Source organism: Streptomyces sp. Q2 (genome assembly GCF_056820935.1).
Window position 1 is genome coordinate 41,087 of the sequence record NZ_JBXEJE010000010.1, and the last position, 17,889, is coordinate 58,975.

The window sequence follows — 17,889 nt, forward strand, 5'->3', positions numbered from 1 at the left end:
GGCTCCTCACCTCGGGGGTGATGTCGTGAAAGGACGTGCGTGAAGATCAGCGACCGGGAAGGGACTCCCCTTCTCCCGGATCAGGGATCGCGGTGTTCGTGCCTGGTCAGCGCGTACGCGCCGAGCAGACACAGGCCGCACCCCGGCACCCAGGCGAGCTGGTACCAGTAGAAGAACGGCGTGCCCGCGAGTCGCGGCCCCGCCCCGGCGTACCAGGGAACCCACAGCAGCCCCGCCGCGGGCGCGAGGAGCAGCACGGCGACGGCGACGCGCCGTAGCCGGGGATGACCGGTCCGCACCATGACCTGCGCTCCTCTCCCGCTCGCTGTGGGTCTGTGCAAGAGTTGCCCACCCGCCGGAAGTGGTTGACAGCGGATTTCCAGAAGATTTCCGCCGGTGTCGCGTCAACCGAACCAGCCGTCTGCGCAACCAACCGGTGAGATCCAGGCACACCAAGGACGGTGACCCATGGCCGACGGCGCCATGACCGCGACGTTTCTCGCCGTGATCGGCGGAGCGTCGCTGCTCGCCGTGACGGCACGCCGTCTGCACCCCAGCGACCGGCTGCCCTCCCTGGAGGGCTGGGCCCTGGCCGACCGGAGTCTGGGCCCGGTGTGGACCTGGTTCCTGCTCGGCGGCACGATCTTCACCGCGTACACCTTCACCGCCGTCCCCGGACTGGCGTACGGCAACGGGGCGCCCGCCTTCTTCGCGGTGCCGTACACGGTGATCGTCTGCCCGCTCGCCTTCGTCCTGCTGAGCCGCCTGTGGACCGTCGCCCGCCGGCACGGCTACATCACCGCCGCCGACTTCGTCCGCGGCCGCTACGGGTCGCCGCTGCTGGCGCTGGTGGTCGCGCTGACCGGGATCCTCGCGACGATGCCGTACCTGGCGTTGCAGCTGCTCGGCATACGCGCGGTACTGACGGCCGGGGGCGTGTACCCGCGCGGCGCGGGCGGGGACCTGGTGATGGTGGCCCTCTTCGCCGGGCTCGCGGTGGCGACGTACCGGCACGGGCTGCGCGCGCCCACCGTCATCTCCGCGCTCAAGGCGGTGGCCGTGTTCGTCTCGCTCACCGCCGTCTGCTGGCTGGTCCTGAACCGGCTCGGCGGCCCCGGACCGGTCTTCGAGGGCGCCGCCCGGCGGCTCGGCGGCACGGACGCGGCGCACTCCGCGCTGCTGCTGTCGCCCGCCCAGCAGCCCGCCTACGCCACCCTCGCCCTCGGTTCCGCCCTGGCCCTGCTGATGTACCCGCACGTCCTCACCGCCGGGTTCGCCGCCGACGGCCCGCGCACCCTGCGCAAGGTCTCCGTGGCGCTGCCCGCCTGGACCGCGCTGCTCGCGCTCTTCGGCTTCCTCGGCGTCGCCGCACTCGCGGTGGGCGTACGGGCGCCGGAGGGCGGCGCGGAGGCCGCCGTGCCGATGCTGGTCGACCGGCTGATGCCGGGGCCGCTGGCCGGGCTGGTGTTCGCCGCGATCACCGTGGGGGCGCTGGTCCCGGCCGCCGTGATGTCCATCGCCGCCGCCACCAGCTTCGTCCGGAACGTGTACGTCGAGTACGTCCACCCGACCGCCACCCCCAAACGGCAGGTGCGCATCGCCAAGGCGGTGTCGCTGACCGCGAAGGTGGGCGCGGTCGCGTTCGTGTTCGGGCTGCGCGACCAGGACGCGATCAATCTCCAACTGCTCGGCGGCGTCTGGATCCTGCAGATCTTCCCAGCCGTGGCCGTCGGACTGTTCACCGGCCGGCTGCATCCACGGGCGCTGCTGGCCGGCTGGGTCGTGGGCATGGTGGCCGGAACCGTCCTGGTGGTGCGGGAGGGGTTCTCGTCCGTCGTGCCGATCGGCATCGGCGGCCCGTCCGCGGAGATCTACGCCGGGCTCGTCGCCCTCCTGCTCAATCTGACCGTCGCCCTGGCCGCGACCCCGGCCCTGGAACGTCTCGGCGTCCCGCGCGGCGCCGACCTCACCGACCTGCCGACCCGCCTGGCCGTCAGGCGGCGCCCCGAGACGGGAGCGAACAATCCGTGAGACGCAGACAGAACATCCCCCTCACGCTGCCGCCCGTGCCGCCGCCCGCCCCTCCGGCCGATCCCCTCGTGCCCACGGTGAGCGACCCGGCCGACGTGGAACGGGAGGCCGCCCTGGCCAGCCTGTTCGAGCTGCACTACGCCTCGATGCTGCGCCTGGCCGTGCTGCTCGGCGCGGACGACCCGGAGAACGTGGTGGCCGAGGCGTACTACCAGATCTACCGCAAGTGGCGGCGATTGCGGGACATCGCGGCGGCGGAGGCGTACCTGCGCTCCACCGTCTGCAATCTGACCCGGATGCGGATACGCCACCTTCAGGTGGCCCGCAGACATGTGGAGAACCCGCCGGAGGAGGTCGTCGCCTCCGCCGAGAGCACCGCCCTCCTGCACGACGACCAGCGGGTGCTGATCGACGCCCTCCAGCAGTTGCCGGCCCGGCAGCGCGAGGCGCTCGTGCTGCGGCACTGGCTCGGACTGAAGGAGAGTGAGATCGCCGCCGCGATGGGGATCTCCTGCGGGTCGGTCAAGACACACACCTCGCGCGGCATCGCCGCCCTGAGTCAGGCGATGGAGGCTCGGCGATGAACGACACCGGTCGGGGTCGCACCGACAACGAACGCACCGACAACGAACGCACCGACAGCGAACGCACCGACGAGGAACGCACGGACACTCAGCGCACGGACCCTGGGCGCACGGAGCCCGGACGCACCGAGAACGAACAGCCTGGGAAGGACGGCACGGAGGAAAACCGCGGGGAACACGAGCGCGGCCGGGCGCCGGAAGGAGTGGCGGACAGGGGCCGGACGGAGCGAGAACTTACCGAAGCCCTGGAGGCGCTGGCCGGCGGAGTACGGGCCGCGCCCGACGCCTACCGCACGGCCCGCGGCGAGTGGCTGCGCCGTGAACGCCGCCGCCGACTCGTCCTGACCGTCCTGATCGCCGTCGTCTTCACCCTGGCCACGCTGATCGGCCTGTGGGTCCTCAACCAGGCCCCGGCCGACCCCGGCGTCATCTTCTCCGGCGCCGGAGGGGCCGTGGTCCACGGCGGAGCGACGGTGGGGCCGGGATAAGGGGCGTGCGGCACGGAGTTGGGGCCGGCCCGCTTGTCGGTGGGCGGGTCTACTGTCGTGGGACACCGGAACCCGGCCTGGATCAAAGGAAACCGATGACCACACTCGACAACCGTCCGAATACGGCACTCCTCGTCGTCGACGTGCAGAAGGGCGTCGTCGAGGAAGCCCACGAGCGCGACACGGTCGTGGCGAACGTCGGCACTCTCGTCGAGAAGGCGCGGCAGGAACGGGTGCCCGTCGTCTGGGTCCAGCATTCCGACGAGGAGATCGTGAAGGGGAGCGACGACTGGCGGATCGTCCCCGAGCTGACTCCGGGCATCGGCGAGCCACTCGTCGAGAAGAACTACGGCGACTCCTTCGAGGACACCATGCTGGAGACCGTGCTGTCGGGCCTCGGCGTCGGGCGACTCGTCGTCGTCGGCGCGTCGACGGACGCGTGCATCCGCTCGACACTCCACGGTGCGCTCGTCCGCGGATACGACGCGACCCTGGTCAGCGACGCTCACACGACGGACGACCAGACGGCATGGGGAGCGCCGCCGCCGGAGCAGGTCATCGCCCACACGAACCTGTACTGGACCTACCAGACGGCGCCGGGACGGACGGCCGGGACCGTCGGGACCAAGGACGTCGACTTCGGCGGTGCGTCCTGAAGGATTGGATTCCGGGCGAGCCTTGCGCCTACGGTCGAGAGAAGGTCGCCCGCTGGCGGCAGTAAGCAAGGGTGGCGATGATGCACCCGAGAGAGCCGCGCGATCACCGTCCGTCACGGCAGCCCCCTTCCTGTCCGAGACGGACCGTGCTTGAGGAGATGACGATGGCGAAGATCCTTTTTGTGATGACCGGCGCCGACCGGTGGACGCTGGCCGACGGCAGCACGCACCCCACGGGCTACTGGGCCGAGGAGGCCGCGGTGCCGTACCAGGCCTTCAGGGCCGCCGGGCACGAGGTCACCGTGGCCACCCCCGGCGGCGTGGTCCCGCCCGTCGACGAGGGCAGCCTCGGCTCCGACGCCAACGGCGGCCCGGAGCAGGCCGCCAAGATCCGCGCCGTCATCGAGACGGCCCCCGAGTTCCAGTCCCCGATCACGCTGACCGACGTACGCCTCGACGACTACGACGCGGTCTACGTCCCCGGCGGCCACGGCCCGATGGAGGACCTGGCCGTGAACGCCGACTCGGGCGGCATCCTCACGCGGGCGGTGGGCAGCGGCATGCCGGTCGGCGTGGTCTGCCACGGCCCGGCGGCGCTGCTCGCCTCGGTCAAGGAAGACGGCACCAACGCCTTCGCCGGATACCGCGTCACGGCCTTCACCAACACCGAGGAGCAGCTCGCCGGCAACGCCGAGCGCGCCAAGTGGCTGCTCCAGGACCGCCTGACCGAGGCGGGCATCAAGGTCGAGGCCGGCGCACCCTGGGCCCCGCACGTCGAGACCGACCGCAACCTGGTCACCGGCCAGAACCCCGCGTCCTCGGCGCTCCTCGCCGCCGAGCTGCTCAAGAAGCTGGCGTGAATCCCCAGCCGTGACGAGGGCGGGGCGCGGACGGGACGGCGACGGTGGCCGCCCCGTCCGTGACCCCCTCGCTGGTCACTGCGTACGGTCACCCTTCGGCCTGCCCCGCTGGTCCGGGGTGCCGTGCGGCGGCGGGCTGAAGGGCTGCGGCGAGGTCGCGGGCGACACGCGGGAGCCGGCGTGGGAGGCGGCCTGCTCGGGACGCAGGGCGCCCGGGTCGCCGGACGTCGGTTCGGCGCCCGCCTCCAGTTGCTCCAGACGTGCCGTCAGCACGGCGGTCACCGGGACGCGGTCGGCGTGCGTCCGCTCGTATGCCAGCAGCTCCTCGACGTCCTGCGCGGTCAGTGACCGTACGCGGCTCTCCAGACCGCCGATCGGCAGCTGGTCGTAGTCGGGCAGCGGCAGGCTGTCGCGGCCGGAGTCGGCCATGGATCTCACTTCCCTCTGTGCTGTGGGCTCTACGAGTCTGTGATGGCCCCTGTGACGCGGTGGAACGCGGCACTACGACCGGCTCGGTGGCGTCGGCGCCGGTGCCCGGCGCTGGTGTCAGCGCCCGCCCGCCCCGCCGCTGCCGAAGGAACCGCTGCTGCCCTCGTCCCAGCGGGGCCGGTCCTGCGACGCGCTGGTCCGGGTCGAGGCGTTGCCGTGACCGGGCAGCTGGTGCGGGGTGAGACGGTGGTCGCTCTCCGGGACCTCGTCGGGTTCCCGGTGCTCCCGCACCTCTCGTACCGGACCGCCCTCCGGCGGCCGCGGCTGCTCCTCCGGCGTCGGGCGAGGCAGCTCCCGGCGCTTGACGCGGACACCCAGAGCGAAGGCGCCGATCAGCACCGCCACGACCACCGCACCCGCCACGACCAGGCCGATGCCGAGAGCGCCCCGGCCTGCGGCGATGTCCATCCATGAGGTATCCATGGAACGCGAGTACCCCTGGGCCTCGCAGGTGAACCGACGCCCCGCGCGGTCGGGGCACGGCAACCGGAAACACGCCGGAACCCTTGCGAACACCGGGTTTGGCCCGCTCTGCGGCGGCTACCCGACCGAGGTGACATCGACGACATCCCAGCAGGAGCTCTTCCGGTTCCTGGAGGACAGGTTCGCCTGCGCCCAGGCCTGCACCGAGTGCGCACGGGCCTGCGCCCTGCGCGCCAGCCTCGTGGATCCGGACGCCACCCAGGAACAGGAACTCGTACGCCGCAAGGGCGTCATGTGCGCGGAGGTCTGCGACGCGACGTGCCGGGTGCTCTCCGAGCAGAACCACCTGGACGAGGAGGGAATCCGCGCCCAGCTGGAATGGTGCCGGTCCGTGTGCCTGGAGTGCGCGCACGTCTTCGACCAGTACCCGGGCGCCGAGGACAGCGCGAAGGCGTGCCGGGAGTGCGCGCAGGCGTGTTCGGACTTCATGGCCACGCTGGTCTGAGAGCCCGGACGACCAGGGCGTCCCAGGTGCCCGCACGCATGCCCATTCCCAATTTCTGGAACACGTTCTACGGTGTGCGCCGTCAGGACCGGCCTGGGAGCCTGGAGGCGCCGTGCATCTCGATCACACGCCCGAGCAGCAGCGACTGCGCACCGAACTGCGCGTCTACTTCGCCGGCCTGGTGGGAGACGCCACCCTCACCGACCGGGCCGCCCAGAAACGCTTCTACCGCGACACCGTCCGCCGCCTCGGCAGGGACGGCTGGCTCGGCGTCGGCTGGCCGAAGGAGTACGGCGGCCGCGGCCTGACCGCGATGGAACAGTTCATCTTCTTTGACGAGGCCGCCCAGGCCGGCGTACCGCTGCCGCTGATGGCCCTGAACACCGTGGGCCCGACGATCATGCGGTACGGCACCGAGGAACAGAAGTCGTCCTTCCTCCCGAAGATCCTCTCCGGCGAGATCGACTTCGCGATCGGCTACAGCGAGCCCGACGCCGGCACCGACCTGGCGTCCCTGAAGACCCGTGCCGTCCGGGACGGAGACGAGTACGTCGTCAATGGCCACAAGATCTGGACCACCAACGGCGACACGGCCGACTGGGTCTGGCTCGCGGTCCGCACCGACCCCGACGCGCCGCCCCACAAGGGCATCACCATGCTCCTGATGCCGACCACCGACCCCGGCTACTCCTGCACCGTCATCAACACCCTCGCCTCGCACGACACCACGGCCAGCTACTACGAGAACGTCCGCGTCCCCGTCGCCCACCGGGTCGGCGAGGAGAACGGCGGCTGGCGCCTGATCACCAACCAGCTCAACCACGAGCGCGTCACCCTGGCCGCGCACGGCACCATGGCGATCCGCGCCCTGCACGACGTCCAGCGCTGGGCCATGGAGACCAAGCTGGCCGACGGCCGCCGCGTCGTCGACCTGCCCTGGGTGCGACGCCTGCTCGCCCGTACCCACACCAGGCTCGACGCGCTCAAGCTCCTCAACTGGCGGATGGTGAACGCCGTCGAGGACGGCACCCTCACCCCGCAGGACGCCTCCGCGGTCAAGGTGTACGGCTCCGAGGCCCGCCGGGACGCGTACGCCTGGCTCATGGAGATCGTGGGAGCCGCGAGCGCGCTGAAGGAGGGCTCGGCGGGCGCGGTGCTCCGGGGGGAACTGGAACGCGGCTACCGCTCGGCGGTCATCTTCACCTTCGGCGGCGGCAACAACGAGATCCAGCGGGAGATCATCTCGTGGATCGGGCTGGGGATGCCGAGGGTGCGGCGTTAGCCTGCTGACATGGCGGATCCCCGAACAGGTGACCCAGGACTCTTCGGTCCCGACTCGGTGACCTGGCAGGTGCACAGTGATCCGATGATGTGGGTCGCGGGCGTCCGTGCCCTCTACCTCCAGGCACTGCACCCGCGCGCGGTCCGGGGCGTCATGCAGAACTCCGACTTCCGGGCCGACGCCTGGGGCCGGCTGTTCCGCACCGCCAGTTTCGTCGGCACCACGACGTACGGCACCACCGAGGCCGCAGAGAAGGCGGGCGCCCGGGTCCGGAAGATCCACAGCAGGCTGGGGGCGACCGACCCCGACACCGGCGAACACTACGGCGTCGACGAACCCGAGCTGCTGCTGTGGGTGCACTGCGCCGAGATCGACTCGTATCTGCAGGTGGCGCGCCGCTCCGGCTTCCCGCTCACCGACGCGCAGGCCGACCGCTACGTGGCCGAGCACCGGGTCAGCGCCCGCCTGGTGGGCCTCGACCCGGACGCCGTACCAGCCGACCTGGCCCAGATGAACGCCTACTTCGAGAAGGTCCGGCCCGAACTCGCCGCCGGAGAGGAGGCACGCGCGGTGGACGACTTCCTCCTCCGCCCTCCGACGCACCCTCTTCTCATCCCGGCGCGCGGGGTGCTGTGGCGGCGCGTGGCGCACCTGGCGTACGCCGCCCTGCCGCCGTACGCCCACGAGCTGTACGGCAGACCCGCCCCGGAACCCTCCACCGTCACCCGGCAGTTGCGCGCCACGGGCACCCTGCTGCGCTGTATCCCCGCACGTCTGCGCTGGCAGCTCCCGCCCAAACACATCCTGCGCGCCATGGCCCGCCTGGGGCCGGGCTCCCGACCCGCGCCGTACAAACTCGGACGACAGCTCGCCATACTGGACGAGTCAGGGGAGGGCGGGGCGCGGTGACGACGGGGGCGGTCGCAGGAGATGGGGGACAGCAGGCTTATCCAGGGCCGGTACCGGTTGCTCGAGGTGATCGGGCGCGGTGGCATGGGCGAGGTCTGGCGGGCGCGGGACGAGTCGCTGGGCCGGCATGTCGCCGTGAAGTGCCTCAAGCCGCTGGGCGCGCAGCACGACCAGGCCTTCACCCGGGTCCTGAGAGAGCGGTTCCGGCGCGAGGCCCGGGTGGCGGCCTCCCTCCAGCACCGGGGCGTGACCGTCGTCCACGACTTCGGCGAGTACGACGGCGTCCTGTACCTCGTCATGGAGCTCCTGGAGGGCCGTAACCTCAGCCAGCTCCTGGAGGACAACAAACAGCACCCGCTGCCCGTGGCCGACGTCGTCGAGATCGCCGACCAGGTGGCCGCCGCCCTCGCGTACACGCACCGGCAGGGCATCGTGCACCGTGACCTGAAACCCGCGAACATCGTCCGGCTCACCGACGGCACGGTGAAGATCTGCGACTTCGGCATCGCCCGGCTCGGCGCGGACATCGGCTTCACCTCACGGCTGACCGGCACCGGCATCGCGATGGGCACCCCGCACTACATGTCGCCGGAGCAGATCGGCGGCGACGAGGTGGACCAGCGCAGCGACCTGTACTCGCTGGGCTGCGTGCTGTACGAGATCGCCACCGGGGCGCCGCCGTTCGACCTCGAAGACGCCTGGGCGATCCTCATCGGCCACCGTGACACACCGCCCCGCCCGCCGCGCAGCCACCGCTCCGAACTGCCCGCCTACCTGGACCGGGTCATCCTCGACCTGCTGGCCAAGGAACCCGGCCAACGCCCCGACGACGCCAGGGAGGTGGGCCGCCGGATCGACGCGGGCCGGTCCACCCCGGCCTACGTGCCGACCGTCGTCACCCCGCAGCCCGACCTCGGCCCGCCCGAGTCCGCACGCCCCCGTGAGGTGCGCCTGCCGTCCTGGACGCGCGGCATGACCACCGGCCACAAGGCCACCGGCGCGGGCCTCGGCACCGCACCCCCGGACGCCGGAGCGGGCCTCACCGGCGAGTGGATCGCGCGCTCCCTCACCGGACGGACCGCGGAACCCGTACCGGCCGCACCGCCCACCCCCTCGGCGCAAGCGGTCACCGCGCTCGCCGCACGGCACAACGCCGGGCTCAGTCTGGGACGGCTGGGCCGCTGGGCCGAGGCCGGCGAGGTGCACCGCGCGGTCGCCGCCGAACGCGAGCACCTGCTCGGCCCCGACCACCCCGACACGCTGGCCAGCCGCTACGAGGTCGCCTTCACCCTCAGCCGCACCGGCCGCGCCGCAGACGCCCTGCGCGAGTACAAGCACGTCACCCGGGCCAGAAGCATCGCGCTCGGCCCGGACCACCCCGACACCCTCGCCGCCCGCCAGGAAATGGCGTACGTCCTCGGCCAGTTGGGCCGCCACTTCGACGCCCACCAGGTCTACAACTCCGTCCTCGCCGCCCGCGAGCGCGCCATGGGCGCCGACCACCCCGACACCCTGCGCTGCCGCCACAACCTCGCCTTCAACCTCAGCAGACTCGGCCGCCTGGAGGACTCGTACCGGATGGCCTGCGAGGTGGCGGCCGCCCGCGCCCGCGTCCTCGGCCCGCACCACCCCGACACTCTCGTCACCCGGTACGAGGTCGCCTACGCACTCGGCCAGTTGGGGCGCTGGCCGGAGGCCCTGCAGACCTACCGCGAGGTCGCCGACGCCCGCGCCCAGGCCCTCGGCCCCGACCACGCCGACACCCTCGCCGCCCGCTACGAGATCGGCATCAGCCTCGGCCGCCTCGGCCGCAGCGCGGAGGCCCTCCAGCTCTACCGCGACCTCATCGACGACCGCACCCGCGTCCACGGCGCCGCCCACCCCGAGACCCTCCGCGCCCGCCACGGTCTCGGCGTCAACCTCGGCCGCCTCGGCCGCTGGGAGGAAGCCCTCGCCGAGTCCCGCGACGTGTGCGCCATCCGCGAGCGCGTCCTGGGCCCCGACCACCCGGACACCCTGGTCAGCCGCCGTGAGGTCGCCGTCGGCCTCGGCTGGCTCGGCCGCTGGCCGGACGCGCTCACCGAGTACCGGCGCGTCGCCGACGCCCGCGAGCGCGTCCTGGGCCCGGACCACCCCGACACCCTCGCCAGCCGCAACGACGAGGCCCACTGCCTGGAACAGCTGGGCCGGGGCGCGGAGGCGGTCGAGCTGTACCGCAGGGTGGCGGTGCTGCGGCAGCAGCGGTCGCCGGGCGGCCACTGACACCGGCGCGGTCCATCGCTGGCCGATGTGGATCACCCCGTGTTACCAAGAACCATGCCTGCACACGAGGGACACCCGGCACACCGCACGTACGACGCCGTCATCGTCGGCGGCGGCCACAACGGCCTCGTCGCCGCCGCCTACCTGGCCCGGGCCGGACGCTCCGTACTGGTGCTGGAGCGGCTGGACCACACCGGCGGCGCCGCCGTCTCCACCCGCCCGTTCGCCGGGGTGGACGCGCGGCTGTCGCGCTACTCCTACCTGGTCAGCCTGCTGCCGAAGAAGGTCGTGCGGGACCTCGGCCTGGACTTCCGCGTCCGGACCCGCACCGTCTCGTCGTACACCCCCGTGGAACGCGACGGCCGGCCGACCGGACTCCTGGTCGGCGGGGGCGAGCGCCGCACCCGGGAGGCGTTCGCGCGGCTCACCGGCGGCGAGCGCGAGTACGAGGCGTGGCAGCGCTTCTACGGCATGACCGCCCACGTGGCCCAGCGGGTCTTCCCGACCCTCACCGAGCCGCTGCCCAGCCGCGACGGACTGCGCCAGCGCATCGACGACGAGGACGCCTGGCGGACCCTCTTCGAGGAACCGATCGGGGCGGCGATCGAGGAGCGCTTCAGCGACGACCTGGTGCGGGGCGTGGTCCTCACCGACGCTCTCATCGGGACCTTCGCCGACGCCCACGACCCCGCTCTCCCGCAGAACCGCTGCTTCCTTTACCACGTGATCGGCGGCGGCACCGGCGCCTGGGACGTACCCGTCGGCGGCATGGGCGCCCTCACCGACGCCCTCGCCACGGCAGCTCGCAACGCGGGCGCCGTCCTCGCCACCGGCCACGAGGCCACGCGCGTCGACACGGACGGTCGTACCGCCGAGATCACCTACCGCACCGCCGACGGAGAGGGCGTCGTCACCGCCCGGCACGTCCTCGTCAACGCCTCTCCGCGGGAGCTGGCCGCGCTCACCGGCGACGAGCCGCCCACCCCGGCCGAGGGCGCCCAGCTCAAGGTGAACATGCTCCTCACCCGTCTGCCGAGGCTGCGCGACGACTCTGTCGACCCCCGCGAGGCGTTCTCCGGCACCTTCCACATCGCCGAGGGCTACGAGCAACTGGCCGCCGCGCACACCCAGGCAGCCGCCGGTGAACTGCCCGCCGCCCCGCCCTCCGAGATCTACTGCCACTCGCTGACCGACCCGACGATCCTCGGCCCGGACCTCGTCGAACAGGGCTACCAGACACTGACCTTGTTCGGCCTGCACACGCCCGCCCGGCTCTTCGACCGGGACAACGACGCCGTGCGCGAGGAACTGTTGAAGTCGACGCTCGCGCAGTTGGACGCCCATCTCGCCGAGCCGCTCGCCGACTGCCTGGCGACCGACGCCGACGGGCGGCCCTGCATCGAGGCCAGGACACCGCTGGACCTGGAGCGGGACCTGCGGCTGCCCGGCGGCAACATCTTCCACCGCGAACTGACCTGGCCGTACGCCCAGGAGGGCACCGGCCGCTGGGGCGTGGAGACCCGGCACGCGAACGTGCTGCTGTGCGGGGCGGGCGCGGTACGCGGAGGAGGAGTGAGCGGGGTGCCCGGGCACAACGCCGCCATGGCCGTGCTGGAGGAACTCGACGGCTGACAGTCAGGCCCGCGCGTGCACACGCAGCGCCTCGACGTCCCGGGCCGGACCGTCAGTCGGCGGACGCCGCCCAGCCCTGCGCGTCGATCCGCGCCGCGTCCGCCGGACGGGCCTCGTCGAAGAGGACGCCGTCGGCCGCCTCGACCCGCAGTCCGTCGACGTAGGCGCCGCGGCCGGCGTACAGCTTGTCGGTCGTGTACCGCCAGCGCAGGCCCAGTCGCGGGGCGGCCGGGAGGTCCGCCCGGAGCCGGTGCCAGACGCGTCCCGACCAGCCGGTGACCGTGCCGGCGGGGTGCTCGTGCGGCTCGTCCCCGTGGCGGACGGTCGTGAACGGGACGGGCTGCCAGGTCGTGCCGCCGTCCGTCGTGGCCTCCAGGACGAGCACGTCGGCCGTCGGCTCGGTGTCCCACCACAGCGCGCAGCGCAGCCGGGCGGCGCCCGAGGCCGTGTCGAGTGCGGGCAGCGCGAGGGTGGCGGTGGTGGCGCTCGCCGTTCCGGAGAACCAGGCGGTACGGCCGTACGCGGGGCGGACCGGCACGGCGCGCGCCATGTGGTTCCCCGCGGCGACCCGGGGAGCGGAGCCGGATCGCCAACTGCGCACCGGGTGGACGGAGTTGCCGAGGACGACGAGGAAGGAGTCGGTCGTCGGGTCGAGCACCAGCGAGGTACCGGTGAAGCCGGTGTGTCCCGCCGTACGCGGTGTGGCCATCGCGCCCATGTACCAGTGCTGGTAGAGCTCGAAGCCGAGGCCGTGCTCGTCACCGGGGAAGGCGGTGTTGAAGTCGGTGAACATCAACTCCACGGACTCGGGGCGCAGGATGCGCATCCGGCCGTACCTGCCGCCGTTGAGCAGCGTCCGGCCCAGAACGGCCAGGTCCCACGCGGTGGAGAACACGCCCGCGTGGCCGGCGACGCCGCCGAGAGCGAAGGCGTTCTCGTCGTGCACCTCGCCCCACACGAGGCCCCGTTCCAGCCCTGACCAGGGCCTGCGGGCGTCCTCCGTGGCGGCGATCCCCGGCTTCCAGGAGGCGGGCGGGTTGTAGCGGGTGTGGTGCAGGCCGAGCGGGGCGGTGACCTCGTCGTGGAGGAGCGTGTCCAGCGGGCGGCCCGTGACCTTCTCCAGCACGAGCTGGAGCGAGATCAGGTTCAGGTCCGAGTAGAGGTACGTGGAGCCGGGCGCGTTGAGCGGCGCCTCCTTCCAGACGAGCTGGAGCTTCTCCTCGTACGTCGGCGCGTTGTACAGCGGGATCCAGGCGCGGAAACCCGAGGTGTGGGTGAGGAGTTGGCGGACGGTGACGTCCTGCTTGCCCGCCCCGCCGAACTCCGGGAGGTACCCGGCGACCTTTCCCTCCAGTTCCAGCGCGCCCCGCTCGATCTGCTGCACGGCGAGGATCGACGTGAACAGCTTCGACACCGAGGCGAGGTCGAAGACGGTGTCCTCGGCCATGGGGATCTGCCGGTCGGCCGGGAACTCGACGCCGGTGTCGGTCTTCTCGTCGTACGCCCGGTAGCGCACCGCCATGCCGATGGGCTGATGCAGGGCCACGGTGGAGCCGCGGCCGGCGAGCAGCACGGCGCCCGCGTACCAGGGGTGTTTGGGGGAGGGGGCGAGGAACGTCTCGGCGTCCGTGACGAGTTGCCGCAGGTGGGCAGGGAGCAGACCGGCGCGCTCGGGGGACCCGTGGCGCAGGGTGGGGTGCGCGCTCTGTGGGGCGGCGGACGCCGGGCCCGCGGGGAAGGGGGCGATGGCGAGGGCGCCGCCCAGTGCGAGGGTGTGTCTGGCCAGTTGACGTCGGGTCAGGCTTGGTCCGGATCCGGCCGTTGCTCTGTCGGCCGCGTCTTGTGTCATGGGTGAACCTCCCGCTGTCTGAAAGTATCTTTCCGGGATCACCTTGCGGTGTGAAACTTTCGTGTCAGGTGTGCGGTGTGTCAACGGGGCGTGCGGCCGTCCGTGTCGGTATCCAGGAGTCATGCGGACCTCACAGAAATCTGACGGAGCATCAGGAATGCTCTTCCCTCGTCCGGGGGACTGCGGCATCCTGCGCCCATGCAGACGGAGCTGAGCAAGACACTGGGAGTCGAGCACGCCGTCTTCGGCTTCACGCCGTTCCCCGCCGTCGCCGCGGCCATCAGCCGGGCCGGCGGCTTCGGAGTGCTCGGCGCGGTCCGCTACACGGCCCCCGACGACCTCAAACGCGACCTCGACTGGATCGAGGCGAACGTCGACGGCAGGCCGTACGGGCTGGACGTCGTCATGCCCGCCAGGAAGGTGGAGGGCGTCACCGAGGCGGACGTGGAGGCGATGATCCCCGAAGGCCATCGCCAGTACGTCAAGGACACCCTCGCCAAGTACGGCGTGCCGGATCTGGCCGAAGGGGAGGCCTCGGGCTGGCGCATCACCGGCTGGATGGAACAGGTCGCCCGCAACCAGCTCGACGTCGCCTTCGACTATCCGATCAAGTTGCTGGCCAACGCGCTCGGTTCACCACCCGCCGACGTCATCGAGCGCGCCCACGCCCAGGACGTTCCCGTCGCAGCCCTCGCGGGCAGCGCCCGGCACGCCCGCAAGCACGCGGAGGCCGGCATCGACATCGTCGTCGCGCAGGGCTACGAGGCGGGCGGCCACACCGGTGAGATCGCCTCGATGGTGCTCACGCCCGAAGTCGTCGACGCCGTCGCCCCGTTGCCCGTGCTCGCGGCCGGGGGCATCGGCAGCGGCCGGCAGGTGGCCGCCGCGCTCGCCCTCGGCGCCCAGGGGGTGTGGCTCGGCTCCCTGTGGCTGACCACCACCGAGGCGGACCTGCACTCGCGCGCCCTGACCCGCAAGCTCCTCGCGGCCGGCTCCGGCGACACGGTCCGCTCGCGGGCGCTGACCGGGAAACCCGCACGACAGCTGCGCACCGAATGGACCGACGCCTGGGACGACCCGGACGGACCCGGCACGCTGCCCATGCCCCTGCAGGGACTGCTGGTCGCCGACGCGGTCTCGCGGATCCAGAAGTACGAGGTGGAGCCGCTGCTCGGGACGCCCGTCGGGCAGATCGTCGGCCGGATGAACAGCGAACGCGGCGTCCAGGAGGTCTTCGACGACCTCACCCGCGGCTTCGAGGAGGCCGTCGACCGAGTCAACCGGATCGCCGGAAGGAGCCAGGAGTGACGACTCAGCCCCTCAACGGATTCTGGGCCCAGGCCGCCGCCGACCCCCAGCGCCCCGCCCTCATCGCGCCCGACGGCGAGGAGTGGACCGCCGGACGGCTGCACGCCGAGACCAACCGGATGGTGCACGGGCTGCGCGCCGCCGGGCTCGAACGCGGTGACGCCTTCGCCGTCGTCCTGCCCAACGGCGTCGAGTTCCTCACCGCGTACCTCGCCGCCAGCCAGGCCGGGTTCTACCTCGTGCCCGTCAACCACCACCTCGTCGGCCCCGAGATCGCCTGGATCGTCGCCGACTCCGGAGCCAAGGTGCTCCTCGCCCACGAGCGGTTCGCCGGGGCCGCCCGCCACGCCGCCGACGAGGCCGGTCTGCCGACCACCCACCGGTACGCCGTCGGCACGGTCGAGGGCTTCCGGCCGTACGCCGAACTCCTCGACGGCCGACCGGAGTCGGCGCCCGCCGACCGCACCCTCGGCTGGGTCATGAACTACACCTCGGGCACCACCGGCCGCCCGCGCGGCATCCGGCGCCCACTGCCCGGCAAGCTCCCCGAGGAGGCGTACCTCGGCGGCTTCCTCGGCATCTTCGGCATCCGCCCGTTCGACGACAACGTGCACCTCGTCTGCTCTCCGCTCTACCACACGGCCGTGCTCCAGTTCGCCGGCGCGTCCCTGCACATCGGCCACCGCCTGGTCCTGATGGACAAGTGGACGCCCGAGGAGATGCTCCGCCTCATCGACACCCACAGGTGCACGCACACCCACATGGTCCCCACCCAGTTCCACCGGCTGCTGGCCCTCCCGGACGACATCAAGGCCCGCTACGACGTGTCGTCCATGCGGCACGCCATCCACGGCGCCGCCCCCTGCCCCGACCACGTCAAACGGGCCATGATCGACTGGTGGGGCCACTGCGTGGAGGAGTACTACGCGGCCAGCGAGGGCGGCGGCGCCTTCGCGACCGCCGAGGACTGGCTGAAGAAGCCCGGCACCGTCGGCAAGGCCTGGCCCATCAGCGAGCTCGCGGTCTTCGACGACGACGGCAACCGGCTGCCGCCCGGCGAACTCGGCACCGTCTACCTGAAGATGAACACCGGCGGCTTCTCGTACCACAAGGACGAGGCCAAGACCCGCAAGAACCGCATCGGCGACTTCTTCACCGTCGGCGACCTCGGCGTCCTCGACGGGGACGGGTACCTCTTCCTCCGGGACCGAAAGATCGACATGATCATCTCGGGTGGGGTCAACATCTACCCGGCCGAGATCGAGTCCGCCCTGCTCGCCCACCCCGCCGTCGCCGACGCCGCCGCCTTCGGCATCCCGCACGACGACTGGGGCGAGGAGGTCAAGGCCGTCGTCGAACCGGCCCCCGGCCACGAGCCAGGCCCCGCCCTCGCCGCCGCGCTCCTCGACCACTGCGCCGAACAACTCGCCGGATACAAGCGGCCCAAGAGCGTCGACTTCATCACCGAGATGCCGCGCGACCCCAACGGCAAGCTCTACAAGCGGCGGTTGCGGGATCCGCACTGGGAGGGCCGTACGCGACCGGTCTGACCGGCCTTCCCCTGCCCGGGCCGGCTCCACGGCCCGGCATGATCTGCGGCGGCGACCGCCCGTCCCGTCACTCCGGGTGGCGCGACAGGGACGCGGCGGAGTTGACTGGGGCACCCACACTGGCCGCGACCACCGCAGCGAACGACTGGGAAGGACATCGGAATTGGAAATCCCGGAGCCGGCGACCGAGCAGTTCGAGACCTACCGCCCCCTGCTGCTCGGCCTCGCCTACCGGCTGCTCGGCACCATGGGGGACGCCGAGGACGTCGTCCACCACGCCCACCTGCGGTGGACCGGCACCGACCGCGCCCAGGTCCGTGATCCCCGGGCCTTCCTCATCACCGTCCTCGCACGGCTCGCCGTCGACCGGCTCAGGTCCGCCAAGGTGACCCGCGAGTCGTACACCGGGCCCTGGCTGCCCGAGCCGGTGGCCACCGACGCGCTCGGCCCGCTGGACACGGCCACGCTGCGCAGCACCGTCGCCTATGCCACCGTCCACTTGATGGAGCGCCTGTCACCCCAGGACCGCGCGGTTTTCGTGCTGCACGAGGCCTTAGGACTCACGTACGGCGAAATCGCCCGTATTCTCGACGCGACCGAGACGAACTGCCGGCAGATGTACCTGCGCGCCGGCCGTCGGCTCGCCGCCGGACGTGACCGGTTCACGCTCTCCGACGATGACCACGCCAAGCTGCTGGCACGCTTCCTGGAGGCCGCGCAGAGCAGGGACCAGGCCCGGCTGACGGCGCTGCTGACCGAGGACGCCGTCGCCTGGAGTGACGGGGGCGGCAAGGTCAGGGCGGCCCTGTGGCCCGTCGAGGGCCGCGAGCAGGTCATCGCCTTCGCCGCGGACCTGGTCGCCCGCTATCCCCTCGGCACTCCGCGCCGCGTGGACGTCAACGGCCGGCCCACCCTCGCGATCACCGTCGACGGCGTCGACCAGGTCGTCACGATCGACGTGCGGGACGACCGCATCGACGGCATCTACGTGGTGCTCAACCCGGACAAGCTCGGCCACGTCACCACCTGACCGCGAGTGTGGTGCCCCCCCCAGGGGCGGG

The 17,889-nt window shown here is 72.1% G+C and carries 17 protein-coding genes; 13 read left to right on the plus strand and 4 right to left on the minus strand.

Features of this window, described 5'->3' with window-relative positions:
* Positions 1–80: 80 nt before the first annotated feature.
* Positions 81–302 carry a DUF3311 domain-containing protein gene (locus tag ACWBNA_RS12795; protein WP_482704432.1) on the minus strand — a complete coding sequence of 74 codons (222 nt, stop codon included), beginning with the start codon at positions 300–302 and terminating at the stop codon, positions 81–83.
* Positions 303–468: 166 nt separating this feature from the next.
* Between ACWBNA_RS12795 and ACWBNA_RS12800 the strand changes: the two genes are divergently transcribed.
* The 5 genes from ACWBNA_RS12800 (at position 469) to ACWBNA_RS12820 (ending at position 4,619) form a co-directional block, all read left to right on the plus strand.
* Positions 469–2,031 carry a sodium:solute symporter family protein gene (locus ACWBNA_RS12800; protein ID WP_482704433.1) on the plus strand — a complete coding sequence of 521 codons (1,563 nt, stop codon included), beginning with the start codon at positions 469–471 and terminating at the stop codon, positions 2,029–2,031.
* A complete protein-coding gene (locus ACWBNA_RS12805; RefSeq protein WP_482704434.1) occupies positions 2,028–2,615 on the plus strand; it encodes a SigE family RNA polymerase sigma factor in 588 nt (195 codons plus the stop codon). The genes ACWBNA_RS12800 and ACWBNA_RS12805 overlap by 4 nt, the downstream gene beginning before the upstream one ends.
* Positions 2,616–2,818: 203 nt before the next feature.
* A complete protein-coding gene (locus ACWBNA_RS12810) occupies positions 2,819–3,103 on the plus strand; it encodes a hypothetical protein (protein ID WP_482704611.1) in 285 nt (94 codons plus the stop codon).
* Positions 3,104–3,198: 95 nt separating this feature from the next.
* Complete coding sequence (locus ACWBNA_RS12815; RefSeq protein WP_482704435.1) at positions 3,199–3,759, plus strand: isochorismatase family protein; 561 nt, start codon at positions 3,199–3,201, stop codon at positions 3,757–3,759.
* Between the two features lie 164 nt (positions 3,760–3,923).
* Positions 3,924–4,619 carry a type 1 glutamine amidotransferase domain-containing protein gene (locus ACWBNA_RS12820; protein WP_482704436.1) on the plus strand — a complete coding sequence of 232 codons (696 nt, stop codon included), beginning with the start codon at positions 3,924–3,926 and terminating at the stop codon, positions 4,617–4,619.
* A gap of 75 nt (positions 4,620–4,694) precedes the next feature.
* On the opposite strand, the gene ACWBNA_RS12825 is transcribed toward ACWBNA_RS12820, so the two are convergent.
* Positions 4,695–5,048 carry a DUF8129 domain-containing protein gene (locus ACWBNA_RS12825; RefSeq protein WP_482704437.1) on the minus strand — a complete coding sequence of 118 codons (354 nt, stop codon included), beginning with the start codon at positions 5,046–5,048 and terminating at the stop codon, positions 4,695–4,697.
* A 117-nt stretch (positions 5,049–5,165) separates the two neighbouring features.
* Entirely contained in the window at positions 5,166–5,531 is a 366-nt protein-coding gene (locus tag ACWBNA_RS12830; protein ID WP_482704438.1) for a DUF6479 family protein, read from the minus strand.
* A 130-nt stretch (positions 5,532–5,661) separates the two neighbouring features.
* Here ACWBNA_RS12830 and ACWBNA_RS12835 point away from each other — a divergent pair, with 130 nt between their 5' ends.
* The 5 genes from ACWBNA_RS12835 (at position 5,662) to ACWBNA_RS12855 (ending at position 12,121) form a co-directional block, all read left to right on the plus strand.
* A complete protein-coding gene (locus ACWBNA_RS12835; protein WP_482704439.1) occupies positions 5,662–6,036 on the plus strand; it encodes a four-helix bundle copper-binding protein in 375 nt (124 codons plus the stop codon).
* Positions 6,037–6,148: 112 nt separating this feature from the next.
* Complete coding sequence (locus ACWBNA_RS12840) at positions 6,149–7,318, plus strand: acyl-CoA dehydrogenase family protein (protein WP_482704440.1); 1,170 nt, start codon at positions 6,149–6,151, stop codon at positions 7,316–7,318.
* 9 nt (positions 7,319–7,327) lie between these two features.
* Positions 7,328–8,227 carry an oxygenase MpaB family protein gene (locus ACWBNA_RS12845; protein ID WP_482704441.1) on the plus strand — a complete coding sequence of 300 codons (900 nt, stop codon included), beginning with the start codon at positions 7,328–7,330 and terminating at the stop codon, positions 8,225–8,227.
* 21 nt (positions 8,228–8,248) lie between these two features.
* The gene (locus tag ACWBNA_RS12850) at positions 8,249–10,489 is read left to right on the plus strand and encodes a serine/threonine-protein kinase (RefSeq protein ID WP_482704442.1); all 2,241 of its coding nucleotides are present in this window, start codon (positions 8,249–8,251) and stop codon (positions 10,487–10,489) included.
* Positions 10,490–10,543: 54 nt separating this feature from the next.
* A complete protein-coding gene (locus tag ACWBNA_RS12855; RefSeq protein ID WP_482704443.1) occupies positions 10,544–12,121 on the plus strand; it encodes a phytoene desaturase family protein in 1,578 nt (525 codons plus the stop codon).
* A gap of 52 nt (positions 12,122–12,173) precedes the next feature.
* Here the strand turns inward: ACWBNA_RS12855 and ACWBNA_RS12860 are convergent, their stop codons facing one another.
* Entirely contained in the window at positions 12,174–13,970 is a 1,797-nt protein-coding gene (locus tag ACWBNA_RS12860; protein WP_482704444.1) for a serine hydrolase domain-containing protein, read from the minus strand.
* A 198-nt stretch (positions 13,971–14,168) separates the two neighbouring features.
* Here ACWBNA_RS12860 and ACWBNA_RS12865 point away from each other — a divergent pair, with 198 nt between their 5' ends.
* The 3 genes from ACWBNA_RS12865 (at position 14,169) to sigJ (ending at position 17,858) form a co-directional block, all read left to right on the plus strand.
* Entirely contained in the window at positions 14,169–15,278 is a 1,110-nt protein-coding gene (locus tag ACWBNA_RS12865; RefSeq protein ID WP_482704445.1) for an NAD(P)H-dependent flavin oxidoreductase, read from the plus strand.
* Positions 15,275–16,828 carry an acyl-CoA synthetase gene (locus ACWBNA_RS12870; RefSeq protein WP_482704446.1) on the plus strand — a complete coding sequence of 518 codons (1,554 nt, stop codon included), beginning with the start codon at positions 15,275–15,277 and terminating at the stop codon, positions 16,826–16,828. The genes ACWBNA_RS12865 and ACWBNA_RS12870 overlap by 4 nt, the downstream gene beginning before the upstream one ends.
* Positions 16,829–16,991: 163 nt before the next feature.
* On the plus strand, positions 16,992–17,858 hold the full coding sequence (gene sigJ, locus ACWBNA_RS12875; RefSeq protein ID WP_482704447.1) for an RNA polymerase sigma factor SigJ: 867 nt from the start codon (positions 16,992–16,994) through the stop codon (positions 17,856–17,858).
* The last annotated feature ends 31 nt before the right edge of the window (positions 17,859–17,889 follow it).